22 protein-coding genes and 1 pseudogene are annotated in these 24,025 nt (G+C 61.7%); 17 read left to right on the top strand and 6 right to left on the bottom strand.

Features of this window, described 5'->3' with window-relative positions:
• The first annotated feature begins 119 nt into the window (after positions 1-119).
• The 4 genes from C4J84_RS17210 to C4J84_RS17195 all read left to right on the top strand — a co-directional run bounded on the left by C4J84_RS17210 (position 120) and on the right by C4J84_RS17195 (position 3,983).
• The gene (locus C4J84_RS17210) at positions 120-635 is read left to right on the top strand and encodes an ankyrin repeat domain-containing protein (RefSeq protein WP_124435794.1); all 516 of its coding nucleotides are present in this window, start codon (positions 120-122) and stop codon (positions 633-635) included.
• A gap of 41 nt (positions 636-676) precedes the next feature.
• Entirely contained in the window at positions 677-1,207 is a 531-nt protein-coding gene (locus C4J84_RS17205) for a hypothetical protein (RefSeq protein ID WP_124371365.1), read from the top strand.
• 67 nt (positions 1,208-1,274) lie between these two features.
• Entirely contained in the window at positions 1,275-1,466 is a 192-nt protein-coding gene (locus C4J84_RS17200; protein ID WP_003172956.1) for a PLDc N-terminal domain-containing protein, read from the top strand.
• Positions 1,467-1,895: 429 nt separating this feature from the next.
• Complete coding sequence (locus C4J84_RS17195; protein ID WP_124435793.1) at positions 1,896-3,983, top strand: LTA synthase family protein; 2,088 nt, start codon at positions 1,896-1,898, stop codon at positions 3,981-3,983.
• Between the two features lie 62 nt (positions 3,984-4,045).
• Here C4J84_RS17195 and C4J84_RS17190 read toward each other — a convergent pair whose 3' ends face one another.
• Positions 4,046-4,198 (bottom strand): DUF3309 family protein, encoded by a 153-nt coding sequence (locus C4J84_RS17190; protein ID WP_003192767.1) that lies wholly within the window; start codon positions 4,196-4,198, stop codon positions 4,046-4,048.
• Between the two features lie 329 nt (positions 4,199-4,527).
• Here C4J84_RS17190 and C4J84_RS17185 point away from each other — a divergent pair, with 329 nt between their 5' ends.
• Both C4J84_RS17185 and csrA read left to right on the top strand, forming a co-directional pair.
• Positions 4,528-5,343, top strand: coding sequence for an SDR family oxidoreductase (locus C4J84_RS17185; RefSeq protein ID WP_124371363.1), 816 nt, complete (start codon positions 4,528-4,530; stop codon positions 5,341-5,343).
• Positions 5,344-5,470: 127 nt separating this feature from the next.
• On the top strand, positions 5,471-5,674 hold the full coding sequence (gene csrA, locus C4J84_RS17180) for a carbon storage regulator CsrA (RefSeq protein WP_124371362.1): 204 nt from the start codon (positions 5,471-5,473) through the stop codon (positions 5,672-5,674).
• Positions 5,675-5,682: 8 nt separating this feature from the next.
• Here the strand turns inward: csrA and C4J84_RS17175 are convergent, their stop codons facing one another.
• From C4J84_RS17175 to mnmC, 5 genes are all read right to left on the bottom strand, one after another.
• Positions 5,683-5,910 carry a YheU family protein gene (locus C4J84_RS17175; protein WP_003236706.1) on the bottom strand — a complete coding sequence of 76 codons (228 nt, stop codon included), beginning with the start codon at positions 5,908-5,910 and terminating at the stop codon, positions 5,683-5,685.
• 59 nt (positions 5,911-5,969) lie between these two features.
• Positions 5,970-7,169, bottom strand: a complete 1,200-nt coding sequence (locus C4J84_RS17170) for an osmoprotectant NAGGN system M42 family peptidase (protein WP_124371361.1) — start codon at positions 7,167-7,169, stop codon at positions 5,970-5,972.
• Positions 7,170-7,305: 136 nt separating this feature from the next.
• Positions 7,306-9,051, bottom strand: a complete 1,746-nt coding sequence (gene ngg / locus C4J84_RS17165) for an N-acetylglutaminylglutamine synthetase (RefSeq protein ID WP_124435792.1) — start codon at positions 9,049-9,051, stop codon at positions 7,306-7,308.
• Between the two features lie 3 nt (positions 9,052-9,054).
• The gene (locus C4J84_RS17160; protein WP_124371359.1) at positions 9,055-10,827 is read right to left on the bottom strand and encodes an N-acetylglutaminylglutamine amidotransferase; all 1,773 of its coding nucleotides are present in this window, start codon (positions 10,825-10,827) and stop codon (positions 9,055-9,057) included.
• Between the two features lie 161 nt (positions 10,828-10,988).
• Positions 10,989-12,980 carry a bifunctional tRNA (5-methylaminomethyl-2-thiouridine)(34)-methyltransferase MnmD/FAD-dependent 5-carboxymethylaminomethyl-2-thiouridine(34) oxidoreductase MnmC gene (gene mnmC / locus C4J84_RS17155; RefSeq protein WP_124435791.1) on the bottom strand — a complete coding sequence of 664 codons (1,992 nt, stop codon included), beginning with the start codon at positions 12,978-12,980 and terminating at the stop codon, positions 10,989-10,991.
• 166 nt (positions 12,981-13,146) lie between these two features.
• On the opposite strand from mnmC, the gene pap reads away from it, so the two are divergent.
• The 11 genes and pseudogenes from pap to C4J84_RS17100 all read left to right on the top strand — a co-directional run bounded on the left by pap (position 13,147) and on the right by C4J84_RS17100 (position 24,013).
• Positions 13,147-14,661: a polyphosphate:AMP phosphotransferase gene (pap, locus tag C4J84_RS17150; protein ID WP_124407779.1), complete on the top strand. Its 1,515-nt coding sequence runs from the start codon at positions 13,147-13,149 to the stop codon at positions 14,659-14,661.
• A gap of 419 nt (positions 14,662-15,080) precedes the next feature.
• Positions 15,081-16,265, top strand: coding sequence for a thiolase family protein (locus C4J84_RS17145; RefSeq protein ID WP_124435790.1), 1,185 nt, complete (start codon positions 15,081-15,083; stop codon positions 16,263-16,265).
• A 350-nt stretch (positions 16,266-16,615) separates the two neighbouring features.
• Positions 16,616-16,891: pseudogene (locus C4J84_RS17140) on the top strand (TSUP family transporter); the annotation flags it as partial.
• A gap of 443 nt (positions 16,892-17,334) precedes the next feature.
• On the top strand, positions 17,335-17,856 hold the full coding sequence (locus tag C4J84_RS17135) for a fimbrial protein (RefSeq protein ID WP_124367778.1): 522 nt from the start codon (positions 17,335-17,337) through the stop codon (positions 17,854-17,856).
• A gap of 51 nt (positions 17,857-17,907) precedes the next feature.
• Positions 17,908-18,468 (top strand): fimbrial protein, encoded by a 561-nt coding sequence (locus C4J84_RS17130; RefSeq protein WP_124367777.1) that lies wholly within the window; start codon positions 17,908-17,910, stop codon positions 18,466-18,468.
• A gap of 20 nt (positions 18,469-18,488) precedes the next feature.
• A complete protein-coding gene (locus C4J84_RS17125) occupies positions 18,489-21,092 on the top strand; it encodes an outer membrane usher protein (RefSeq protein WP_164487817.1) in 2,604 nt (867 codons plus the stop codon).
• A complete protein-coding gene (locus C4J84_RS17120) occupies positions 21,089-21,850 on the top strand; it encodes a fimbria/pilus periplasmic chaperone (RefSeq protein ID WP_124435789.1) in 762 nt (253 codons plus the stop codon). The genes C4J84_RS17125 and C4J84_RS17120 overlap by 4 nt, the downstream gene beginning before the upstream one ends.
• A 17-nt stretch (positions 21,851-21,867) precedes the next feature.
• Entirely contained in the window at positions 21,868-22,449 is a 582-nt protein-coding gene (locus C4J84_RS17115; RefSeq protein WP_124371352.1) for a fimbrial protein, read from the top strand.
• 10 nt (positions 22,450-22,459) lie between these two features.
• Positions 22,460-22,942 carry a fimbrial protein gene (locus C4J84_RS17110; protein WP_124435788.1) on the top strand — a complete coding sequence of 161 codons (483 nt, stop codon included), beginning with the start codon at positions 22,460-22,462 and terminating at the stop codon, positions 22,940-22,942.
• Positions 22,943-22,985: 43 nt separating this feature from the next.
• On the top strand, positions 22,986-23,465 hold the full coding sequence (locus C4J84_RS17105; RefSeq protein WP_124367773.1) for a fimbrial protein: 480 nt from the start codon (positions 22,986-22,988) through the stop codon (positions 23,463-23,465).
• An 11-nt stretch (positions 23,466-23,476) separates the two neighbouring features.
• Complete coding sequence (locus C4J84_RS17100) at positions 23,477-24,013, top strand: fimbrial protein (protein ID WP_124435787.1); 537 nt, start codon at positions 23,477-23,479, stop codon at positions 24,011-24,013.
• The last annotated feature ends 12 nt before the right edge of the window (positions 24,014-24,025 follow it).

The following is a 24,025-nucleotide window of genomic DNA, read 5'->3' as shown; positions in this document are numbered from 1 at the left end:
GGCTGGCACCACGTTCGCTATTGATTGTGCCTATCGGCATTTTTGACAAAAAAGCCATGACAGCAGGGAACTCCATCGCGACACTGGGCGCCATATACAGCATCACACAGGAGCCCTACATGTCGACTCAGCCCAAACAGATGACCGAAGACGAAGCCGCCGAATTCGCCGAGCAAGTCTTCGACGTCGCCCGCAAAGGCGACGCCGCCATGCTCGCAGCGCTCTTGACCAAAGGCTTGCCGGCCAACTTTCGGAATCACAACGGTGACACGTTGCTGATGCTTGCGGCCTACCACGGCCATGCCGAGGCAGTAAAAGTGCTGCTGGAGTTCAAGGCCGATCCCCTGATTGCCAACGATAAGAACCAACTGCCGATTGCCGGTGCGGCCTTCAAGGGCAACCTGGCCGTGGTCAAGGCGCTGATCGAGGGCGGAACCCCGATTGAAGCGGCTTCTTCGGATGGGCGCACGGCATTGATGATGGCGGCCATGTTCAACCGCGTCGAAATGCTCGAATACCTGCTCGGCCAAGGGGCCAATCCCAAGGCTACCGACGCCCAGGACGCGACGGCGCTGGCAGCGGCGCAGACCATGGGGGCCGTGGATACGGCGGCGTTGTTGCAAAAACTGGTGTAGGCTACGCGCCCTCGAAAACCCGCCCGTCACAGGACCACCCCATGAAAACCGCTCTCGTCGAACTCATCAGCAAAATCAGCGCCGGCGTCATGGCCGAGGACGAGGTGGTGCGTATCGCCGACGAAGCGGCTCAGGCCTACGCGGACCCTGCGGCTTTTCTGGCGGCCAATCCGGATATCAACTACGACGACACCTTCCCGATTCCGCTGGGGGAGTGGGTGGTCATCGGCAGCCTGCCGGACACCGTGCTGTTCCAGGCCGACACCTACGCCGACCTGTTTGCCCAGATCGTCGCCTCGTTTGGTCCGGGCGTGGCATTCAACCTCAAGCCCAAGCAACTGGCGAAGACCGAAGACCTGACGGCCCTCAACCGCATCCAGATCCAAATGAGCGCTCTGAGCCCGGAAGACGGCGGCTATGTGCTGCTCAACTTCAGCCAGTTGCTCGATGACGAAATCCAGGCCGTGCTGGTGTTCGGCAATGACCTGCCGCGCGTGCTGGAGCTGTGCGCCGAGGTCGGCATCCAGGCCGAACCGTCGCTGGAAGCCTTGAAGATTGCCGTACACGTCTGAAATAAAACGGAACCCCGGCCAGGGCTGACTATCCTACAAGGGCATGCCCTCACTTAGGAGCGACACCATGGGTTCCACTTTCAACGGCCTGATTGGCCTGATCATCCTCGCGCTGGATATCTGGGCGATCATCAACGTGTTCAAAAGCGGCGCGAGCACGGGCGCCAAGGTGCTGTGGATTTTGCTGATCCTGCTGCTGCCGGTACTGGGCCTGATCATCTGGGCGATCGCCGGGCCGCGCGGTAACGTGCGCATCTGATCGCTCGCTCACTTCAAATCCAGAGTGAGCACAATAATGTGGGAGGGGGCTTGCCCCCGATGGCGTAGTGACAGTCACTCTATCCAGTGCTGACCCACCGCCATCGGGGGCAAGCCCCCTCCCACATTTGCTTTCATTGAGGATGGGAGATTTGTGTGTCGAAATATTCGCTGCACGAAATTTTCACATCCCATCCAAGACAATTCGCCCGCATTGTTCCGCTGCCAAGGGTTCCGCTGCCAAGGCTCTATCCCCAAGTGCCCATAAAGGCACGGCGGCGGCGCTCGTTCAGTAATTTATAGCGTTGATGCCGTTGATCGGGCACCATTTGCCCCACCGCGTTAACCGCCCACCCCGGCCAGCCTGGGCGAGGGACGGACGCCACTGCATTATTTCGCAACTTCAACTTCCAATGGGTCCTAAAACGACATGGCAAACCCGGACGCCCTGAATCAGCCGCGCGCTTCAAATCGCCTGCTGCAACCGACCGTCAAATCCCATCTGGCGTACACGCTGCTTTGCGCACTGGTCATGATGGTGATGTTCTCCCTGCTGCGCCTGGCGTTGCTGGTCTACAACCGCGAGATGATCCTCGACACACCGGCCTCGACCTTCCTGGAAGCGTTCGCCAATGGCCTGCGCCTGGATATCCGCCTGGTGATGTACCTGCTGATCCCGCTGCTGTTGGCGTTGTTCAGCGTACGGGCTATGGCGGCGCGTGGGTTCTTCCGCTTGTGGTTGACCGTCGCGTCCAGCATCGCGCTGTTCCTCGGCCTGATGGAGATGGACTTCTACCGTGAATTCCACCAGCGCCTCAACGGCCTGGTCTTCCAGTATGTGAAGGAAGACCCGAAAACCGTGATGAGCATGCTCTGGTACGGGTTCCCGGTGGTGCGTTACCTGTTGGCCTGGGCCGTGGGCACGCTGATCCTGAGCATGGCCTTCAAGGGCGCCGACCGCGCAACGCGCCCGCGTGGCCCGTTCAGTGGCGGCAGCATCGGCACGCGCCCGGTGGCGCCGTGGTACAGCCGCATCGCGGTGTTCGTGGTGTGCCTGCTGGTCGCGGTGGTCGCCATCCGCGGCACCCTGCGCCAGGGGCCGCCGCTGCGTTGGGGGGATGTCTACACCACTGATTCGAACTTCGCCAACCAGCTTGGCCTCAATGGCACGCTGTCGCTGATCGCTGCGGCCAAGTCGCGCTTCTCCGAAGAGCGTTCCAACATCTGGAAGGCCACCCTGGAGCAACCGCTGGCCACCCAGACCGTGCGGGACATGCTGGTACTGCCGAGCGAAAAACTGGTGGATACCGACACAGCTGCCGTGCGCCGCGATTTCACGCCACCGGCCGAGAAGACCCTGCCGATCAAGAACGTGGTAGTGATCCTGATGGAAAGCTTCGCCGGTCACTCGGTGGGCGCCCTGGGCCGTCCAGGCAACATCACGCCGTACTTCGACAAGTTGTCCAAGGAAGGCCTGCTGTTCGATCGCTTCTTCTCCAACGGTACCCACACCCACCAGGGTATGTTCGCCACCATGGCCTGCTTCCCGAACCTGCCGGGCTTCGAATACCTGATGCAGACCCCCGAAGGCAGCCACAAGCTGTCGGGCCTGCCGCAGTTGCTCAGCGCGCGTGATTTCGACGATGTGTATGTCTACAACGGCGACTTCGCCTGGGACAACCAGTCGGGCTTCTTCAGCAACCAGGGCATGACCAACTTCATTGGCCGCAATGACTTCGTCAACCCGGTGTTTTCCGACCCGACCTGGGGCGTGTCCGACCAGGACATGTTCAACCGTGGCCTGGAAGAACTGAAAGCCCGCGAAGGCGGCAAGCCGTTCTACGCGCTGCTGCAAACCCTGTCCAACCACACCCCGTACGCGTTGCCGACGCCATTGCCGGTCGAGAAAGTCACTGACCGTGGCAGCCTCAACGAGCATTTGACCGCCATGCGTTACTCCGATTGGGCGTTGGGCCAGTTCTTCGAGAAGGCCCGCAAGGAGCCGTACTTCAAGGAAACCCTGTTCGTGGTGGTGGGTGACCACGGCTTCGGTAACGAGCAGCAGATCACCGAGATGGACCTGGGCCGTTTCAATGTACCGATGCTGATGATCGCGCCGGGCATGCAGGAAAAGTTCGGCGAGCGTGACCACACCGTGGGCACACAGATCGATATTGTCCCGACCATCATGGGCCGCCTGGGCGGTGACACCCTGCACCAGTGCTGGGGCCGCGACCTGCTCAACCTGCCGGAAGGCGACAAAGGCTTCGGCGTGATCAAACCGTCGGGCAGCGACCAGACCGTCGCCCTGCTCACGGCTGACCGCGTGCTGGTCTTGCCCAAGGAAATGCCACCCAAACTGTGGCAATACGAACTGGGCGCCAACCCGACCGGCAAAGTAATCGCCGAATCGCCCGACGAAGCGGTGCTGAAGCAGAAACTCGAGTCGTTCCTGCAAACCGCCACCAAGAGCCTGCTGGATAACACCGCAGGCGTCGTAGACGGTAAGCCGGACTAACGCATCGGCAAAAAAAAAGAGGCCTCAATCGAGGCCTCTTTTTTTATCTGCGTACGCAGCGTTTATATCTTGCCGAGCAGCAACAGCACCAGCAGAACGACCAGCACTACGCCCAGGATACCCGACGGGCCATAACCCCAGTTACGCGAGTGCGGGAACACTGGCAGGCCGCCGACCAGCAGTAGAATCAGGATAATGATCAGGATCAGGCTCATGGTTTTATTCCTTATAGGCCTTGCGTAAAGACCGGTTATTCAGCGGGAGTCTCGTCCACTTGATTATGGACGGCTTAACAACTCCGACTCTGTCACTTCACAGAAAATTCCGTATTTTTTTTAAGCAATTTGGTTGCTCGCTTATTTCTTTTAACACCTGCGCAAATACATCAACTTAATTGAAAAATATTGAACTTAGGCTATGCGCGCGCATCCGACCGAGCCCGCGGTTTGCCTGGGGCATTCATCACTCTGATGGTGCGTGGGCGCGGCAAAAACCTTCGCTACACTGCCGGTCACTCCTCTGGTGAACCACAAGGCTACTTCCTATGCAAAACCGCATGATGATCACTGGCGCCGGGTCCGGCCTGGGTCGTGAAATCGCTCTGCGCTGGGCCCGCGAGGGTTGGCAGCTGGCCTTGTCGGATGTCAGCGAAACTGGCTTGCAGGAAACCCTCAGGCTGGTGCGCGAAGCCGGTGGCGATGGTTTCACCCAGCGCTGCGATGTGCGTGACTACAGCCAGCTCACCGCGTTCGCCCAGGCCTGCGAGGTGAAGCTTGGCGGCATCGATATCATCGTCAATAACGCCGGCGTGGCGTCCGGTGGGTTCTTTGCCGAGTTATCTCTTGAAGACTGGGACTGGCAGATCGCAATCAACCTGATGGGCGTGGTCAAGGGCTGCAAGGCGTTCCTGCCGCTGCTTGAAAAGAGCAAGGGGCGCATCATCAACATCGCCTCGATGGCCGCGCTGATGCAGGGGCCGGCCATGAGCAACTACAACGTGGCCAAGGCCGGTGTGGTGGCGCTGTCGGAAAGTCTGCTGGTGGAACTCAAGCAGCAGGAAATCGGCGTGCATGTGGTATGCCCGTCGTTTTTCCAGACCAATCTGCTCGATTCATTCCGTGGGCCGACCCCGGCGATGAAGGCGCAGGTGGGCAAGTTGCTCGAGAGTTCACCGATCTCGGCGACGCAGATCGCCGACTACATTTATCAACGCGTGGCTGCCGGTGAGTTCATGATTCTGCCCCACGAGCAGGGGCGGATGGCGTGGACGCTCAAGCAGAAAAACCCGCAGTTGCTGTATGACGAGATGACGCTGATGGCCGATAAAATGCGCGCCAAGGCGCAGGCTACCAAAGCCTGATCTGGATGCGGTCTGTCAGGTAAATTACCTCTCCATGTAGGTGACGCCTGATTTGGCCGCGTGCCATTGCTGGTTACGCTTCAAGCGAGCAAGGTCGGGGGCCAGACACTCGAAAAGGACACCCGCCATGCTGGTCTTAAGCCGTGTTGTAGGCGAAACCATCGCCATCGGCGATGACATCGTCTTGCACATTCTCGAAATCAACGGGCGCCAGGTGAAATTTGGCATCGAAGCGCCCGTAGGGATCAGCGTGCATCGCGCTGAGGTCTACCGCAAAATCCTCGAACGCCAGGCCAGCGCCACTCATCCGGTGCCGGTACCTACCCCTTAGCCTCGCCGTCAGTCAAACAGGTGCTTGGGCACGTCGTGCTTGAGCATCAACTGGCATTGTTCGCTGTCCGGATCGAACACGATCAACGCCTGGCCCTTGGTCAGTGCCTGGCGTACGCGCAATACGCGGGTTTCCAGCGGTGTGTCGTCGCCATTGTCGGTGCCATCGCGGGTAACGAAATCCTCGATGAGGCGGGTCAGGGTGTCGACTTCAAGCGCGTCGTAGGGAATCAGCATACAAGCCTCAGGTGTCAGGTCCCGGCGATGCTACTGTGCCGGGACCTTGGTTGCCAGTATCAGCTGTTGTCGGCGTCGGACTTCTGGCCGACCAGGCTGTCCACCGACGGCACGCGGGTATCGCTCTCCATGTGCGTCTCATGCTCGATCTGATGGCTGAAGCGGTCCAGGGAGCCTTGGGCCGGTTGCGCATCGCTGGCAAAGACCGGTGGGCTGAGGATGTAGGCGCCGAGCAGCCGACTGAGGGCCGCCAGGCTGTCGATATGGGTGCGCTCGTAACCGTGAGTGGCATCGCAACCGAATGCCAGCAGCGCGGTGCGGATGTCATGCCCGGCGGTCACTGCCGAATGCGCATCGCTGAAGTAATAGCGGAACAGGTCACGGCGCACCGGCAGGTCGTTATCCGCCGCCAGGCGCAGCAAGTGCCGTGACAGGTGATAGTCATACGGCCCGCCGGAATCCTGCATCGCCACGCTCACCGCGTGTTCGCTGGAGTGCTGGCCGGGGGCGACCGGGGCGATATCGATACCGACGAACTCACTGACATCCCAGGGCAGGGCGGCGGCCGCGCCGCTGCCGGTTTCCTCGGTGATGGTGAACAGCGGGTGGCAATCGATAAGCAAGGGTTCGCCGCTGTCGATGATTGCCTTGAGCGCGGCGAGCAGGGCGGCGACGCCGGCTTTGTCGTCCAGGTGACGCGCGCTGATGTGACCGCTTTCGGTGAATTCCGGCAGTGGGTCGAACGCCACGTAGTCACCGATGCTGATCCCCAGGGAATCGCAGTCGGCGCGGGTCGCGCAGTAGGCGTCCAGGCGCAATTCGACGTGGTCCCAGCTCACCGGCATCTCATCCACGGCGGTGTTGAACGCGTGCCCGGAAGCCATCAATGGCAACACGCTACCGCGAATCACCCCGTTGTCGGTGAACAGGCTGACGCGGCTGCCTTCGGCAAAACGGCTCGACCAGCAGCCGACCGGCGCCAGCGTCAGGCGGCCGTTGTCCTTGATCGCCCGTACGGCGGCGCCGATGGTGTCCAGGTGCGCGGAGACGGCGCGGTCAGGGCTGTTCTTCTGGCCCTTGAGGGTGGCGCGAATCGTGCCGCGCCGAGTCATTTCAAACGGGATGCCGAGTTCTTCCAGGCGTTCGGCGACGTAGCGCACGATGGTGTCGGTAAACCCGGTGGGGCTGGGAATGGCGAGCATTTCCAGCAGGACTTTCTGCAAGTAGGCGAGATCCGGTTCGGGAATGGTTCGGGTCATGGAAACTCCTGATGGGTTGAGGGCGATCGTTCCCACGCTCTGCGTGGGAATGCAGCCCGTGACGCTGCGCGTCACAACAACGGACGCAGAGCGTCCCTTGAGGCATTCCCACGCGGAGCGTGGGAACGATCAGAGGTCAGGTGGCCGGCTGACTATGTGGAAACAACAAATCCACAAACTTCTCAGCGGTAGGTTGCGGTTCATGATTGGCCAATCCGGCCCGTTCATTGGCTTCAATGAACACGTAGTCGGGTTGATCCGCTGCAGGCACCAGCAGGTCCAGGCCGACCATGGGAATATCCAGCGCCCGGGCGGCGCGCACGGCGGCGTCCACCAGGGTCGGGTGCAGGATCGCCGTGACGTCTTCCAGGCAGCCGCCGGTGTGCAGGTTGGCGGTGCGACGCACGGCCAATTGCACGCCGCGTGGCAGGATGCTCTGGTAGTCATACCCGGCGGCTTTCAGGGTGCGCTCGGTTTCCGCGTCCAGCGGGATCTTGCTTTCGCCGTCGGTAGCGGCCTGGCGCCGCCGGCTCTGGGCTTCGATCAAGGCACGGATCGAATGCTGACCATCGCCGATCACTTCGGCCGGGCGACGGATCGCGGCGGCGACCACTTCAAAACCGATCACCAGGATGCGCAGGTCCAGGCCTTCGTGGAAGCTTTCGAGCAGCACCCGGCTGTCGAACTGGCGCGCCGCGTCAATCGCCGCTTGTACTTCCTCGATAGTCCGCAGGTCCACCGCCACGCCTTGGCCCTGCTCGCCATCCAGCGGCTTGACCACGATGCGTTGGTGCTCGTCGAGAAATTCCAGGTTGTCATCGGCGCTGCCGGCCAGCTGTTGCGAAGGCAGCTGCAAACCGGCGGCCTTGAGCACCTTGTGGGTCAGGCTCTTGTCCTGGCACAAGGTCATGCTGATGGCACTGGTCAGGTCGCTCAACGACTCCCGGCAACGCACGCGGCGCCCGCCGTGGCTGAGGGTGAACAGACCGGCATCGGCATCGTCCACGTGCACATCGATACCGCGTCGATGGGCTTCTTCGACGATGATGCGCGCATAAGGATTGAACCCTGCCTGTGGCCCAGGGCCGAGAAACAGCGGCTGGTTGATGCCATTCTTGTGCTTGATCGCAAAGGTGGTCAGTGCGCGGAAACCGAGCTTGGCATAGAGGCTCTTGGCCTGGCGGTTATCGTGCAGCACCGACAGGTCCAGGTAGCTCAAGCCACGGCTCATGAAGTGTTCCACCAGGTGGCGCACCAGTACTTCACCCACACCGGGGCGCGTGCATTGCGGGTCTACCGCCAGGCACCACAGGCTGCAACCGTTTTCCGGGTCGTGAAAGGCCTTCTGGTGGTTCAGGCCCATCACGCTGCCGATGATCGCGCCGCTGTCTTCGTCTTCTGCCAGCCAGTACACCGGGCCACCTTGATGGCGCGGGGTCAGGCGTTCAGGGTCGATGGGCAACATGCCGCGTCCCTGGTACAGCAGGTTCACCGCCTGCCAGTCGGCCTCGCTTTGTACCCGACGGATACGAAAGCCGCGAAACACCCGCGTGGCCGGGCGGTAATCGCTAAACCACAGGCGCAGGGTGTCGGAAGGGTCGAGGAACAGCTGCTGCGGATCGATCCCCAGGATCTGCTGGGGTGCGGCTACATACAGCGCGATGTCACGCTCGCCGGGCTGCTCGTTGAGCAGCTCCTGGGCGAGGCTGGCGGGGTCTGGGAAGGTATGCCCGATCAGCAAGCGGCCCCAGCCGCAATGCACGGCAATCGGGTCGGGGCCTTGGGCGCTGCCGTCTTCGGCAAGCCGGGCCTGCAGGCGCTCGTAGGTCGGCGCCTGGCCCTTGAGTAAGCGTTGGCTATATGCCGCAGCGTTAGGTTTCATCGATCAGATTCCTTGTTCGCTGAGCCACAGGTTCAGCGCCGCCAGTTGCCACAGCTTGGAGCCGCGCAACGGGGTCAATTGGCCCTGTGGGTCCGTCAGCAAGCGGTCAAGCATGGCGGGGTTGAACAGGCCACGGTCCTGGCTCGGGTCCAGCAACAGCTCGCGTACCCAGTTGAAGGTGTCGCCCTGTAAATGCTTGAGGCCTGGCACCGGGAAGTAGCCTTTCTTGCGGTCGATGACTTCGCTGGGGATCACGCGGCGCGCGGCTTCCTTGAGCACCTGCTTGCCGCCGTCGGGCAACTTGAACTTGCCCGGCACGCGGGCCGAGAGTTCCACCAGGCGGTAGTCGAGAAACGGCGTGCGCGCCTCCAGGCCCCAGGCCATGGTCATGTTGTCGACGCGTTTGACCGGGTCGTCCACCAGCATCACCGTGCTGTCCAGGCGCAGGGCCTTGTCTACCGCAGCGTCCGCGCCCGGCATCGCGAAATGTTCGCGCACGAAGTCCCCGGCGGCGTCGTTGGCGGTCAGCCATTTCGGCGCGACGGTGGCGGCATAGTCGTCGTAGCTGCGGTCGAAAAATGCCTCGCGGTACGCCGCATACGGGTCGCTGGCGCCGTCCACCTGCGGGTACCAGTGGTAGCCGGCGAACAATTCGTCGGCGCCCTGGCCGCTCTGTACCACCTTGCAATGCTTAGCCACTTCCCGCGAGAGCAGATAGAAGGCGATGCAGTCGTGGCTGACCATCGGCTCGCTCATGGCGCGGAAGGCCGCTGGCAGCTGCTCGATGATCTCGCTTTCGGCGATGCGCAATTGGTGGTGACGGGTGCCGTAGTGCTTGGCGATCAAGTCCGAATACTGGAACTCGTCGCCGCGCTCGCCGCCGGCGTCTTCAAAACCGATGGAGAAGGTCGACAAGTCTTCGACGCCCACTTCGCGCAGCAGGCCGACCAGCATGCTCGAGTCGACGCCACCGGAAAGCAGCACGCCGACGTCAACCGCCGCGCGTTGACGGATAGCCACGGCTTCGCGGGTGCTGTCGAGCACGCGGTCGGTCCAGTCTTCCAGGCTCAGGTTTTTTTCGTCATCACGGGGACCATAGGGCAGGGTCCACCAGGTTTGCTGTTCGGTCTTGCCGTTCGCCTCGATGCGCATCCAGCTCGCTGGCGGCAGCTTTTCAATGCCCGCCAGCAGCGTGCGCGGCGCAGGCACCACGGCGTGAAAATTGAGGTAATGGTTGAGTGCGACCGGATCGAGAATCGGGTTGATATCGCCGCCCTTGAGCAGCGCCGGCAACGCCGAGGCAAAGCGCAGGCGCTGGCCGGTGCGCGACAGGTACAGGGGCTTTACGCCGAGGCGGTCGCGGGCGATGAACAGACGCTGGGCATCGCGCTCCCAGATGGCAAAGGCAAACATGCCATTGAGCTTAGGCAGCAGCGCTTCGCCCCAGGCGTGATAGCCCTTGAGCAGCACTTCGGTGTCGCCGCCGGAATAGAAGGCATAGCCCAAGGCTTCCAGCTCTTGGCGCAGTTCCGGGAAATTGTAAATCGCGCCGTTGAACGCCAGGGACAAGCCCAGTTGGGCGTCGACCATCGGTTGGGCGGAGCCGTCCGACAGGTCCATGATTTTCAGGCGGCGATGGCCCAGGGCAATCGGCCCTTGGGCATGGAAGCCCCAGGCGTCGGGGCCACGAGGGGCGAGGTGATGCGTGATGCGTTCCACGGCTGCCAGGTCGGCAGGTTGATGATCAAAGCGTAACTCGCCAGCTAATCCACACATAAGTTCCTTACCGGTTTTTCCGTTGGGGAGGGGTCAATACTCAATACGCACCAAAAGGGCGCTTACCCAGAAACTGACCCCAGGCACAACCCGGGAGTTTTAGAACGATAAGTTATAAGTGGACTTTGGCTAATGGCGCCGCCGCTTTCGCCGTTTTGCGCTCAGGGCGCTGGTCGCGCTTTGCCGCGAATCAGTTCGCGCAGGGCAAACCGATTGGGATGACAGGCCTGGGCAACGCTGACGGGCAACGGCAGCGGTTCGTTATCCAGCCACGCCGCCAGCAGTTGCGCCGATAAAGGCGCGGTGATCAGGCCGCGAGAACCATGGCCGCTGTTGATGTACACACCGTCCAGCCACGGGCACGGCGTATCGGGTACCTGGCGGGCGTCCTTGGCCAATACGCCATACGCCTCGGCAAACGCGCTTGCATCGGCCAGCGGGCCGACAATGGGCAGATAGTCGGGGCTGGTGCAGCGGAAGGCCGCTCGGCCTTCCAGGGTTTCAAGCGGCTGAGTGTCGGCGTGCAAGGCGTGCAGCAGGGCCGGGGAAATTTCCCGCAGCAGCGTCAGGTTATCGGCGTGTTCGGCGAGGGTCGGGGTGAGGTCCTCGCTCTTGAAATCGAAACTGGCGCCCAGGGTGTGTTCGCCCAAACGTGCCGGCGCAACATAACCTTGCCCGCAGACCACCGTGCTCAACGCTCGGCTTTCGACGGTTTGCGCAAGGCAGGTGATTTGCCCGCGAATCCGCTTGAGCGGCAGCGCGGCGCTGAAGGCAAAGCGCTTGATCTCGGCGGCACCGGCAAGCACCACCACGGGCGCGCTGGCGACCAGCGTGTCACCGTTGCGGGCCTGCCATTGGCCGTCGACGCGCTGCAAGGTGAGCGCCTCCTGATGCAAGCGCACCTCCACGCCGGGATGCCGCGCCTGCCACGCGCACAGGGCGGGCGGATTGACCCAGCCGCCTTCAGGGAAAAACAGCCCGCCCATCTCCAGCGGTATCCCCGCGTGGGCTTGGGCCTGGGCCGCATCCACGCGGTGCAGCAGGTCCGGCGCGAAGGCCTCGGCCAGCTGGGCCTGGCGCTCGGCCTCCTTGGGATTGAACGCCAGTTGCAGTACACCGCAGGCGTCCCAGTCCACCCCGCGCTGCAAATGCTCCAGCAGCCGACGGGTGTAGCCGAAGCCGCTGACAATCAACTGTGACAGCGCCGTGCCATGGGCCGACAGTTTCAGGTACAGCACGCCCTGCGGATTGCCCGAGGCTTCCTGGGCCAGGGCCGCGTGACGTTCCAGCAGGCACACCTGCCAGCCCCGCGCGGCCAGACTGGCTGCGGTGCAGCATCCGGCCAGCCCACCGCCGATCACCAGGGCCCGGCGTTCGCCCGGCACGGGCGCCGGCCGGGCGAACCACGGCGCGCTGGTGACGGGACGCGGTGTGTGCTCGGGCCAACCGAGAAACTCCCCGCGCAAAATCTCCCACTTATGGCCAATGCCCGGCGTGCGTTTCATCTTGAACCCGGCGGCGTTGATCAGCCGCCGTACCCAACCGGTGCTGGTGAAGGTGCTGATGGTCGAGCCCGGTGCTGCCAGGCGCGCCAGTTCGGCGAACAGCTCGGCGGTCCACATGTCTGGGTTTTTCGCCGGGGCGAAGCCGTCGAGAAACCAGGCATCGACCTGTGCATCCAGTTGCGGCAATTGCTCCAGGGCATCGCCGATCAACAGCGTCAGGGTCACGCGGCCGTGGTCCAGCACCAACTGCTGGAAGCCTGGATGGATGGCGATGTACTGCGCCAGTAATTGCTCGGCATAAGGTGCCAGCTCCGGCCACAGGCCCAGGGCGCGCCGCAGGTCGGCGTGGCTCAGCGGGTATTTCTCCACGCTGACAAAATGCAGGCGGGCCCCGGCTACCGCGTGCTGGGCGAACAGTTGCCAGGCGCACAAAAAATTCAAGCCCGTGCCGAAGCCGGTCTCGCCGATGACCAACCGCCCGCCCGCCGGCAAGGCGGCGAAGCGCTCCTGCAAACGGTTCTGTTGCAGGAACACATAGCGGGTTTCTTCAAGGCCTGACTGGGTGGAGAAATACACGTCGTCGAACATCCGCGAATGCGGGCGGCCGTGGTCGTCCCAGTCGAGCTGGGCGTGGGCGATGGGGGTCATGGGCGGCTCATAAATAGACAGCGGGCAAACACAGGCGGCCATTCTAGCCGATCGACACGTCATGAATTGAGCCATGAATTGAGCCATGGCAAGCCTCGGTGGAATTTCCTGCCGCGTGCCGCTGCCCAATCCGCTAATCTTGAGCCATCTTGAAACGGAGCTGCCCATGTTCGAATCCGCCGAAATCGGTCACGCCATCGACAAAGACACCTTTGAGGCCGCAGTGCCGGCCCTGCGCGAAGCCCTGCTGGAAGTGCAGTACGAGCTGCAGCAGCAGAAGCGCTTCCCGGTGATCATCCTGATCAACGGTATCGAGGGCGCGGGCAAGGGCGAGACGGTCAAGTTGCTCAACGAGTGGATGGACCCGCGCCTGATCGAAGTGCGCACCTTCGACCAGCAGACCGATGAGGAACTGGCGCGCCCACCGGCCTGGCGCTACTGGCGGCAATTACCGGCCAAGGGGCGCATGGGGATTTTCTTCGGCAACTGGTACAGCCAGATGCTGCAAAGCCGCGTTCACGACCAGATCAAGGACGCCCGTCTCGACCAGGCCATCGCCGGGGCCGAGCGCCTGGAGAAGATGCTCTGCGATGAAGGTGCGCTGATCTTCAAGTTCTGGTTCCACCTGTCCAAGAAACAGATGAAGGCGCGGCTCAAGGCGCTGGCCGATGACCCGCTGCACAGTTGGCGCATCAGCCCGCTGGACTGGCAGCAGTCCGAGACCTACGACAAATTCGTGCATTTCGGCGAACGCGTGCTGCGCCGTACCAGCCGCGACTATGCGCCGTGGCATGTGATCGAAGGTGTCGACCCCAATTACCGTGGGCTCACCGTGGGCAAGATTCTGCTCGAGGGCCTGCAAAATGCCTTGAAACTGCCCAAGGGCAAGGCCAGCGGCATGAACCCGGCGCCGTTGATCGCGTCGGTGGACCAGAAAAGCCTGCTCGACAGCCTCGACCTGAGCCTGCGCCTGGACAAGGACGATTACGAAGAACAGCTGATTACCGAACAGGCGCGCTTCTCCGGCCTGATGCGCGACAAACGCATGCGCAAGCACGCCCTGGTGAGTGTGTTCGAGGGCAACGACGCGGCCGGCAAGGGCGGGGCAATCCGCCGTGTAGCGGCCGCGCTGGACCCGCGCCAGTACCACATCGTGCCGATTGCCGCGCCCAGTGAAGACGAGCGCGCCCAGCCCTACCTGTGGCGGTTCTGGCAGAAGATCCCGGCGCGGGGCATGTTCACCGTGTTCGACCGCTCCTGGTATGGCCGGGTGCTGGTGGAACGCATCGAAGGCTTCTGCACCCCGACCGATTGGATGCGCGCCTATGGCGAGATCAATGATTTCGAAGAGCAGTTGCGCAATGCCGGTGTGATCGTGGTCAAGTTCTGGCTGGCCATCGACAAGGACACCCAGCTGGAGCGTTTCCAGGCCCGCGAAGAGATTCCCTTCAAGCGCTTCAAGATCACCGAGGACGACTGGCGCAACCGTGACAAGTGGGACGACTACCGCGCGGCGGTGGGCGACATGGTCGACCGCACCAGCACTGAAATCGCGCCCTGGACCCTGGTAGAAGCCAACGACAAGCGCTGGGCGCGGATCAAGGTGCTGCGCACCCTCAACCGCGCGTTGGAAGACGCGTTTGCCAAGAGCGACAAGCACGATAAGAAGAAAAAGAAATAGCGGGCTGTCTAGCTCAATAATGTGGGAGGGGGCTTGCTCCCGATAGCGGTGTATCAGTCAGCAAATTTGCAGCTGACCCACCGCCATCGGGGGCAAGCCCCCTCCCACAGTTTGACCTCATTCACTCAAGCCAGTGGCCGCACTTCGGCAACCCGCAGCTGGCATTGCCTGGCGCGTGATCCCTGACAACGCAAATCAAATGTGGGAGGGGGCTTGCCCCCGATGGCGGTGGGTCAGCTGCGAATTTACTGGCTGATACACCGCCATCGGGAGCAAGCCCCCTCCCACATTTGATCTCCACACATCAGGTAGACCGCATCCCGGCCTCATGCTTTTGCATCCATGCAGTGAATGATCATCGCGCCTGCCCAGGGCCCGGCTCTATCCTCGATCCACAACCACAAGATCGAGGTAGCCCCATGCGTGAAGTAGTGATCGTCGACAGCGTGCGAACCGGCCTGGCCAAGTCTTTTCGCGGCAAGTTCAACCAGACTCGCCCTGATGACATGGCGGCACATTGCGTCAACGCGCTGTTGAGCCGCAATGGCATCGACCCGGCGACGGTGGAGGATTGCATCGTCGGCGCCGGCTCCAACGAAGGCGCCCAGGGCTACAACATCGGGCGTAACGTGGCGGTGATGTCACAGCTGGGCACCGGCACGGCGGGCATGACGCTCAACCGTTTCTGTTCGTCGGGCTTGCAGGCCATTGCGATCGCGGCCAACCAGATTGCCTCGGGTTGCAGCGACATCATCGTCGCCGGCGGCGTCGAATCCATCAGCCTGACCATGAAGAGCGTCAACACCGACCACCTGATCAACCCGCTGCTCAAAGAGCAGGTGCCCGGTATCTACTTGCCCATGGGCCAGACCGCCGAAATCGTCGCGCGGCGCTACCAGGTCAGCCGCGAGGACCAGGACCTGTACGCCCTGCAAAGCCAGCAGCGCACGGCACAGGCCCAGGCCGATGGCCTGTTCGACGATGAAATCGTGCCGATGGCGGTCAAGTACCGCGTCGAAGACAAGCACACCGGCCAGGTGCAGGTACTCGATGGCGTGGTCGACCGCGACGACTGCAATCGCCCCGACACCACACTGGCCAGCCTCAGTAGCCTGAAGCCGGTGTTTGCCGAAGACGGTTCGGTGACGGCGGGTAACTCGTCGCAGCTGTCCGACGGCGCCTCGATGACCCTGGTGATGAGCCTGGAAAAAGCCCTGGCGCTGGGGCTCAAGCCCAAGGCGTTCTTTCGCGGGTTTACCGTGGCCGGTTGCGAGCCGGACGAAATGGGCATCGGCCCGGTGTTCTCGGTGCCTAAACTGCTCAAGGCCAAAGGCTTGCAGGTGGCGGATATCGACCTGTGGGAACTCAATGAAGCGTTTGCCTCACAGTGCCTGTACGCCCGTAATCGCCTGGAAATCGACAATGCCCGATACAACGTCAACGGCGGCTCCATCGCCATCGGCCATCCCTTCGGCATGACCGGGTCGCGGCAAGTGGGCCACCTGGTGCGGGAGCTGCAACGGCGTGATTTGCGCTATGGCATCGTCACCATGTGCGTAGGTGGCGGGATGGGGGCAACTGGGTTGTTTGAAGCCGTGCGCTAGTGCGCGGCCACTGAAGGCAGGAGTCTGACGGCTCGGCAGCCGACGACTGCCTGAACTGATGCCCCGCGGATCCAAATGTGGGAGGGGGCTTGCCCCCGATGGCGGCCTGACAGCCGACCATGATGTTCGATCAAGAACGGGCAAGCGTTGCACGCAAGCCATCCTGCATTGAAAAGATCAAAGTTTTTTAAACTGTTCCGTTAGCAAGACTGCGAACTTGTTTGTTGCAGGATGAAAACTTGGCGTTTTTATTCCAGACGAGTTTTTTATGGGCAGTAATTCACTGAATTCATATCCGCTAATTCCACCCATTTTCCGAAACTGCTCATACATGCTCTAGCCTATTACTCTTTGTATTCGTTAAGTGTTTTGGTTTTGATTTTCTAAATGCCTCCGCTTCGGCAAAACTGGTCAACTTAGGAACTTTCAGCGCGGCCCTTATATTTTTTGTGCCATCCGGCAACGTATTATGGGCAATAGGTGGAGTGGTAGCCCTGTGTAATATTGCAGGTTCCCTGACCGGGGTTTTCCTGGCGCTGAGATATGGCAGCAGGTTTATCAGGGTGTTTTTTTTGATTCTGCTGATATTTTTAATAGGAAGAATGGGGCTGGCTCTCGGTTCGTAGCCCGGTGCCATCACCTATCCGTTCGGACAGACCCCTCGCTCCGCAGCTATATTCTTCGGTTGCAAATTCCCAATAAATTTTGTTGTTTGTTTAGTGCGTGTAGCCCTATTCTTACGGACATGCCCTGCGCTAAATTATTCGCATTAACTCGCGTGTAGTCCCATTCCTTCAGTCAATTTCAAAGTTTTGGCAAAGTGCCATAATTTTCCTGCAAGCCTTGATATCAAAGGCTACATCGTTAAAAGAAACAGCTGGCTTACTTCTTCAAGTGTGAAGCGGACACTTGCCCGGCGTTGAGTGTAGTCCTGAAATGCAATACAAAAAGTTGGAAAGCAGCTCAGGAACATCCTCCTCAATGCATGGGTGAAACCGCCTTTTTAACCAGCCCTGCGCCTAACGGTGACAGGGCTTCTTAATGACACTTGTTAAGTGGGAATCTGTAGATGAAAACCAAAATGAAAGCTGTGCTGTTGTCTGTCGGTCTGCTGGCGGGTTCGGTGTCTATGGCGCACGCGGCAGATGGAACGGTTACGTTTTTGGGGTCGGTCCATTCGGGCGCTTGCTCTATCAAGCCTGACTCCGTTGATCAAACTGTTCGCCTGGGGGCAATTGCCAAGCATCAGTTGCAATCGGGGGGCAAGTCGGAGGCCCGGCGCGTGCTGATCGAACTGGAAGGGTGCGACCTGACGGGCCTCACTGACAATACGGTCACCACCACCTTCACCGGTGCGCCATCCGGCGCTGTACCGGGCGCGATCGGTACGGTCGGCGGCGCGGGCGGCGTGGGCATCATGATGACTCACGGCGGCGCGCCGGTTGAGTTGGGCGTACCTACCGCCCCGCAAATCATCGCCGCTGGGGATAACACCCTGGAATTCGGTGCTTATGTACAAGGCGCCGCCACCGCCCCGATCGTGCCCGGCGACTTCAGCGCGGTCACCAATTTCACCTTGGCTTATCAGTAAGTTGTGCCCCCGCCACCCAGTGTGGCGGGGGAACGCTGACGGGAGATCCAGGTGAACACATTCCTACGTCTGGCTATCGCCTCTTCACTGACGACGTTCATCAGCCCTTGCGTGGTCGCCCAGGCGTCTGCGCAAGGCGATGGGGTCGTGCAGCTGGGAGGGGAAGTGGTTGATTCCGCCTGCGGGCTGGAATTGGCCAGTATCGATCAAACCATCGAGATGCCGCCCGAACCGGTTGGCCGGCTCCTGCGCAACACACGGGGCGAAGACCATCCCTTCCAGTTGCGTCTGGTCAATTGCTCGTTGACCCGCCCCGACCCGTTGCGCCCAGGTGAAACCCTGCCGGACTGGGAGCACATGCGCGTGACGTTCGATGGCCCCACCGACAGGGCAGGGCTTTCCTTCGCGGTCTTTGGCGAGTCGCAGGGGGTTGCCCTGCACATCGTGGACGCTGCCGGCGAGGAAAGCCTTCCGGGGCAACGCATGGCGCCGGTGCCGCTGGCGGAGGGCGACATGACACTCAACTACCGGTTTTTCCTGGTCGGCAACGGCTTGCCATTGGCAGTCGGGGCTCACAGTGCCGCGGTGCGGTTCAAGTTGGAATACTTTTGAACAGTGATGGACAGGCTTGCATGTTGAATACGTCGAAAATCAAAAATACGCTCCGTCCCGGACTGTTGGGCGGGCTGATGTCACTGGCGGGCACTGCAATGGGCGCTGGCGATATCGAGTTCAATACCGACGTTCTCGATCTGGGTGATCGCACTAATATCGACTTGTCTCGATTTGCGCGCAGCGGCTTCATTCTGCCAGGCACTTACACAATGGCTGTGCAACTGAACGCCCAGCCTATTCCTGAACAATCGGTGGCGTTCTATCCCCCCGATAATGACCCCAAGGGCAGCCAGGCCTGTTTGTCGCACAGTCTGGTCGAGCAACTGGGCCTGAAAGCCTCCGAAGCCGACAAACTGACCTGGTGGAAAGACGGCGAGTGCCTGGATATCACCAGCTTGCCGGGCATGGAGGTGAGTGGCGATCTGGCCACCTCGACCCTGAGCATCAACCTGCCCCAGGCATACCTCGAGTACAACGCCCTCCATTGGGATCCGCCTTCCCGATGGGACGAGGGCGTGCCGGGGCTACTGGTGGACTACAGCCTGACGGCGCAGTCCAACTATCAGCGCAATGACGGCCAGCGCAAAAACCTCAGCGGCAACGGCACGGTGGGTGCCAATGCCGGCGCCTGGCGCATAAGGGCCGATTGGCAAGGGCGCGTGGAGAGCGGCCGGCAGGAAGCGGCCGGGCCGCAGAAGCTGGAGTGGAGCCGCTACTACGCGTATCGCGCCATTCCTGCGCTGCAGGCGCGCCTGGTGGTGGGTGAGAGCTACCTGTATTCGGACCTGTTCGACAGCTTCCGCTTCACCGGCGCTTCGCTCAACTCGGATCAGAGCCAGCTGCCCCCCAACTTGCGCGGTTACGCGCCGGAAGTGGTCGGGGTGGCCAAGACCAATGCGAAAGTCATCATCAGCCAGCAGGGGCGTGTGCTCTACGAGACGCTGGTCGCGGCCGGTCCTTTTCGCATTCAGGACCTCAATGATGCGGTGACCGGCAAGCTGGATGTGCGCGTGGAAGAACAGGACGGTTCGGTGCAGACCTTCCAGCTCAACACCGCCGGTGTGCCTTACCTGACGCGCCCAGGCCAGGTCCGCTACAAGCTGGCGAGCGGGCGACCGTCCAATCTGCAGAACGGCTCCGATGGCAACGTCTTCGGTACCGGAGAGTTTTCCTGGGGCGTGAGCAATGGCTGGTCGTTGTTCGGTGGGGGGATCACCGATAACAACTATCGGGCGTTATCCGTGGGCGCGGGCCGCGACTTGCTGGCGTTCGGCGCCGTCTCGCTGGATGTCACGCAGTCCCATGCCAGCGTGTGGAACGAGACGCTCTCGGGTAAATCCTACCGCCTTCAATATTCCAAGAATTTCGAACAGTACGACAGCCAGGTGACGTTCGCCGGCTACCGCTTTTCCGAGAAGAACTTCCTGAGCATGAGTGAATACCTGGACGCCCGGTATTACGGGCTGAACGGCGAACTCGGCGGGCGAGGGGATTATCGGGACCCCAATGAGGGGTGGAAGCCGATCGGCGGCAGCAAGGCGCTGTATACGGTGACGGTCAACAAGCAGTTTCGTGACCTGGGCGCCACCGTCTACGCCAGTTACAACAAGCAAACCTACTGGGATCGGCCGGACACGCAGCGCTGGAACCTGTCGCTGTCGCGCTACTTCAATGTGGGCACGGTCAAGAACATGAGCCTGTCCCTGAACATGTACCGCACCCAGGAATACAACTATCAGGATAACGGCATGGCGCTGACGGTCAGCCTGCCGTTGGGGCGTACCGGCACGCTCTCGCTGGACGCCAGTCGAGCCGCCGGCAACAACAATGTTGCCACGCGCTACAGCGACCGCCTCGATGAGCGCAACAGCTATCAGCTCAGCGCGAGCGACACCTCCGCCAGCGGTTACCTGAGCCATATGGGCGACCACGCCGACATCGATGTGAGCGCCGGCAGGCAGCAGGGCGGTTCCGGCAGCCTCAGTGTCTCTGCGCGCGGCGGGGCCACGGTCACGGCCTACGGTGCCGCGCTCCATCGCACCACCAGTACTGGCGGCACCCGCCTGATGGTCGACACCACCGGAGTGCCCGATGTGCCCGTACGCGGTTATGGCGCGCCGACGCGCAGCAATGCCTTCGGCAAGGCCGTGATCTCGGATATCAGTAGTTATCAGCGTACCGCCGCCAGTGTCGATCTGGAGCGCCTGCCGAGCAACGTCGAAGCCACTCAGTCGGTCACGCAACTGACGCTCACCGAAGGCGCGATCGGTTATCGCTCGCTGGACGTGATCGCCGGCGAAAAAGCCATGGCGGTGCTGCGCCTGGCGGATGGCAGTTCGCCGCCCTTCGGCGCGACGGTGAAGAACCTCAAGCAACAAGACACCGGCATTGTGAATGACGGCGGCCACGTCTACCTGAGCGGCATCCAGGCCGGCGAGCAGATGTCCGTCAGTTGGGGCGGCGACGAGCGCTGCCTGCTCACGCTGCCCGCCACCTTGCCCGCCGATGGCTTGACCGACGCCCTGCAATTGCGCTGCCAAGTGGTAGCCGCTGACCCCTTCTTGCCCGAGCCCGCCGGGCTGACCGGCAAGCCTACCGATACGGAGAACACAGCCTCATGAGACCGACCACACGTTCCACATTCCCGGCCTTTGCGTTGTTGGCCCTGGGCTTGAGCCAGAGCGCCAACGCGGCGGTGGGCCTGGACCGTACCCGGGTGATTTTCGACGGTGGCAAAGACGCCACCAGCGTGAACATCACCAACAACAACACCCAGCTGCCCTATCTGGCCCAGGGTTGGATCGAGGATGAAGCCGGTCAGAAAATCACCACGCCGTTGATCGTGCTGCCACCGGTGCAACGCTTGGAGCCGGGCAAACAGAGCCAGGTGAAAGTCCAGGCATTGCCGGCGGCCAAGGCGCTGCCGCAGGACCGGGAGACGGTGTACTACTTCAACCTGCGGGAGATCCCGCCGCGCAGTGATAAGTCCAACACCCTGCAGATTGCCCTGCAAACCCGCATCAAGTTGTTCTACCGGCCGCAAGCCATTGCGCCAAGCCAGCAGGACCTGTCCAACCCCTGGCAGGAGAAGCTGACCCTGACCCGTGAAGGCGATCAATACCGGGTGAACAACCCGACGCCGTATTACGTGACCCTGGTGGATGCGCGCAGCAGCAAGGATGGCAAAACCGTGCCGGGCTTCACGCCGCTGATGGTGCCACCCAAGGGTGCGTTGACCCTGGGCGCCACGGCCAAGGCGCTGGGGGCAAGCCCTTATCTGGCCTATGTAAACGATTATGGCGGGCGCCCGGTGCTGGCCTTCAGTTGCACGGGCGACACTTGCAGGGTGAACCCCCAGGCCGCGCCGGCGAACGAGTAATGCTGCTGGAGAACGTCATGAAGTCGCAAAAAGTGAAGGTCCTGGGCGGCCTGTTATGGGTCATGGCGATGGGGGCACAGGCGGCGGATGAAGAGGATATCGAAGGCATGAGCGGCATGCTCAATGTGCTCGGCTCCATGCATGAGTCGCCTTGCAGCCTGGAAATGAGCTCCCTGCACCAGACCGTCGATCTGGACGCGGTGTCGACCAGCCAGTTGCAACGCCCCGGTGACCAGGCGACCGCCAAGGCCTTTCAGCTGCGGTTCACCGATTGTCTGCGCACCGCCGGCCGCATACGCAATGAGCGTACGGGGAACCTGACCTGGAGCGCCTACCAACCGGTGCTGTCGGTGCTGTTCGAGGCGCCGGCCGATGCCGACGATCCACGGCTGGTCAAAGTGCAGGGCGTCACCGGCATGGGCCTGCAGTTGACCGATGCCCTCGGCCGGGACGTGCAACTGGGCACACGCGGTCAGCCGCTGTTTTTGCCCGTGGGCCGCAATACCCAGACCTGGAATGTGCGGCCCACGCGCACCGCTGCGCCGTTGACCAGCGGGGCATTCAGGGCCGTCGTGGAAGTCAGGCTCAATTATGAATAAGGGTGCAGCGATGGCTAAATCAATCGGTTTGATCGCCGGCGGCGTGTTGCTGGCGGTCTGTCAGGGCGTGCAGGCCGAGACCAGCTTGACCATTCGCGCGGTGATCATTGCGCCTCCGCCGTGCGTTATCAACGGTGGCAGTACGCTTGACGTGCCGTTTGGCAATGACCTGCAGACGTCACGGGTCGACGGGGTCAACTACCGTCGCGATGTGCCGTATACCGTCACCTGTGATTCGCCGTTCAGCAATGCGCTGACCCTTGAACTCAAGGGCACGGTGGCGTCGTTTGACAGTCGTGTGCTTTCGACCCGCAAGGCCGATCTTGGGGTCAGGCTGTTTGTGAATGGCGCGGACTGGCCGCTGAATACGGCAGTGAGTTTTACCTACCCCAATTTCCCCGTGGTACAGGCGGTGCCGGTCAAGCGTGCGGGCAGCACGCTGACCGGCGGGGCCTTCGATGCCGCCGCGACTCTGGTGGTCGATTACCAATGATGGCTACCGATAAAACGGCTACGGATAACAAGAGGAACGACCCATGACAGCTTGGCAGCCGCGAGCGTTGCTCGCCCTGTGGGCCATCGGCCTGTGCAGTGGCGCGTCGGCCAACGTGACGTTCAGCGGCACGTTGAATGAGCCGCCGCCCTGCACCATCGATACGGGCAACACCATTGAAGTCGACTTTGGCGATGTCGGGGTAAAACGCGTCGACGGTGTGAGGTATCGCAGGGGCGTCGGCTACGCGATCAACTGCGGCACCGACACGCTGCCGTGGGCGCTGAAACTGAGCGTCAACGGCACCCCCACGGCGTTTGATGGTGCAGCGGTGCAGACCAGCGTGCCGGCGCTGGGCATTCGGGTTTTTCAGAATGACCTGCCATTTTCACTCAATACGCCGCTGGATATCACCCTGTCGTCACCGCCGACATTGGAGGTGGTGCCGGTGCAACAGCCCGGCGCAACGCTGCCTCCCGCCAGTTTCACGGCGGTGGCCACGTTGTTGGCCGAATACCAGTAGGAGCTGAATCGATGCGATATCAACGGGTTCAAAAGCACGGCCTGGCACTCCTGCTCATCTGCGGCCTGATGCCCACGGGGCACGCGGCGGACAATCTGCGTTTCAAAGGCAACCTGGTCGAAGAAGCCTGCACCCTGCGCCCTGGCGACGAGGCAATCACGCTGGAACTCTGGGACCTGACCAGCAAACACCTCTATATCAACACGCGCTCGGTGGGTAAGCGTTTCAAGCTGCACCTGGAAGACTGCGACACCACGATCGGCAACTCGGTGACCATCACCTTCGGCGGTAGGGAAAACACAGAACTTCCCGGTCTGCTCGCGCTGGACGGTGGCAGCGGCGCCTCTGGCATTGGCGTCGGCATCGAGACCTTAAGCGATAAACCCTTGCCCCTGAATGCCGTCAGCGACGAGCAGGTGTTGAGCGACGGCAGCAATGCCATCGAGCTCAAGGCCTATGTGCAGGGCGAGCCGACAGCCATCGCGGATCAGACCATCGGGCACGGTGCGTACACGGTGACCTCAACGTTCACGTTGGACTATCCATAGCGCTGGGCCTGG

The organism is Pseudomonas sp. R11-23-07, assembly GCF_003852295.1.
In the GTDB taxonomy this organism is placed as follows: Bacteria; Pseudomonadota; Gammaproteobacteria; order Pseudomonadales; family Pseudomonadaceae; genus Aquipseudomonas.
Note: the sequence above shows the minus strand (reverse complement) of the source record. Positions and strands in the feature narration are given on the sequence as shown.

What these genes read in the sequence shown, in the direction of transcription:
- ngg (WP_124435792.1), bottom strand. Translation starts at nt 9,051, where the DNA reads ATGAAACCTAACGCTGCGGCATATAGCCAACGCTTACTCAAGGGCCAG.
- C4J84_RS17200 (WP_003172956.1), top strand. Translation starts at nt 1,275, where the DNA reads ATGGGTTCCACTTTCAACGGCCTGATTGGCCTGATCATCCTCGCGCTG.
- C4J84_RS17160 (WP_124371359.1), bottom strand. Translation starts at nt 10,827, where the DNA reads ATGTGTGGATTAGCTGGCGAGTTACGCTTTGATCATCAACCTGCCGAC.
- C4J84_RS17120 (WP_124435789.1), top strand. Translation starts at nt 21,089, where the DNA reads ATGAGACCGACCACACGTTCCACATTCCCGGCCTTTGCGTTGTTGGCC.
- C4J84_RS17100 (WP_124435787.1), top strand. Translation starts at nt 23,477, where the DNA reads ATGCGATATCAACGGGTTCAAAAGCACGGCCTGGCACTCCTGCTCATC.
- pap (WP_124407779.1), top strand. Translation starts at nt 13,147, where the DNA reads ATGTTCGAATCCGCCGAAATCGGTCACGCCATCGACAAAGACACCTTT.
- C4J84_RS17185 (WP_124371363.1), top strand. Translation starts at nt 4,528, where the DNA reads ATGCAAAACCGCATGATGATCACTGGCGCCGGGTCCGGCCTGGGTCGT.
- C4J84_RS17135 (WP_124367778.1), top strand. Translation starts at nt 17,335, where the DNA reads ATGAAAACCAAAATGAAAGCTGTGCTGTTGTCTGTCGGTCTGCTGGCG.
- C4J84_RS17195 (WP_124435793.1), top strand. Translation starts at nt 1,896, where the DNA reads ATGGCAAACCCGGACGCCCTGAATCAGCCGCGCGCTTCAAATCGCCTG.
- C4J84_RS17145 (WP_124435790.1), top strand. Translation starts at nt 15,081, where the DNA reads ATGCGTGAAGTAGTGATCGTCGACAGCGTGCGAACCGGCCTGGCCAAG.
- C4J84_RS17210 (WP_124435794.1), top strand. Translation starts at nt 120, where the DNA reads ATGTCGACTCAGCCCAAACAGATGACCGAAGACGAAGCCGCCGAATTC.
- C4J84_RS17125 (WP_164487817.1), top strand. Translation starts at nt 18,489, where the DNA reads ATGTTGAATACGTCGAAAATCAAAAATACGCTCCGTCCCGGACTGTTG.
- C4J84_RS17115 (WP_124371352.1), top strand. Translation starts at nt 21,868, where the DNA reads ATGAAGTCGCAAAAAGTGAAGGTCCTGGGCGGCCTGTTATGGGTCATG.
- C4J84_RS17170 (WP_124371361.1), bottom strand. Translation starts at nt 7,169, where the DNA reads ATGACCCGAACCATTCCCGAACCGGATCTCGCCTACTTGCAGAAAGTC.
- mnmC (WP_124435791.1), bottom strand. Translation starts at nt 12,980, where the DNA reads ATGACCCCCATCGCCCACGCCCAGCTCGACTGGGACGACCACGGCCGC.
- C4J84_RS17175 (WP_003236706.1), bottom strand. Translation starts at nt 5,910, where the DNA reads ATGCTGATTCCCTACGACGCGCTTGAAGTCGACACCCTGACCCGCCTC.
- C4J84_RS17205 (WP_124371365.1), top strand. Translation starts at nt 677, where the DNA reads ATGAAAACCGCTCTCGTCGAACTCATCAGCAAAATCAGCGCCGGCGTC.
- C4J84_RS17190 (WP_003192767.1), bottom strand. Translation starts at nt 4,198, where the DNA reads ATGAGCCTGATCCTGATCATTATCCTGATTCTACTGCTGGTCGGCGGC.
- C4J84_RS17110 (WP_124435788.1), top strand. Translation starts at nt 22,460, where the DNA reads ATGGCTAAATCAATCGGTTTGATCGCCGGCGGCGTGTTGCTGGCGGTC.
- csrA (WP_124371362.1), top strand. Translation starts at nt 5,471, where the DNA reads ATGCTGGTCTTAAGCCGTGTTGTAGGCGAAACCATCGCCATCGGCGAT.
- C4J84_RS17105 (WP_124367773.1), top strand. Translation starts at nt 22,986, where the DNA reads ATGACAGCTTGGCAGCCGCGAGCGTTGCTCGCCCTGTGGGCCATCGGC.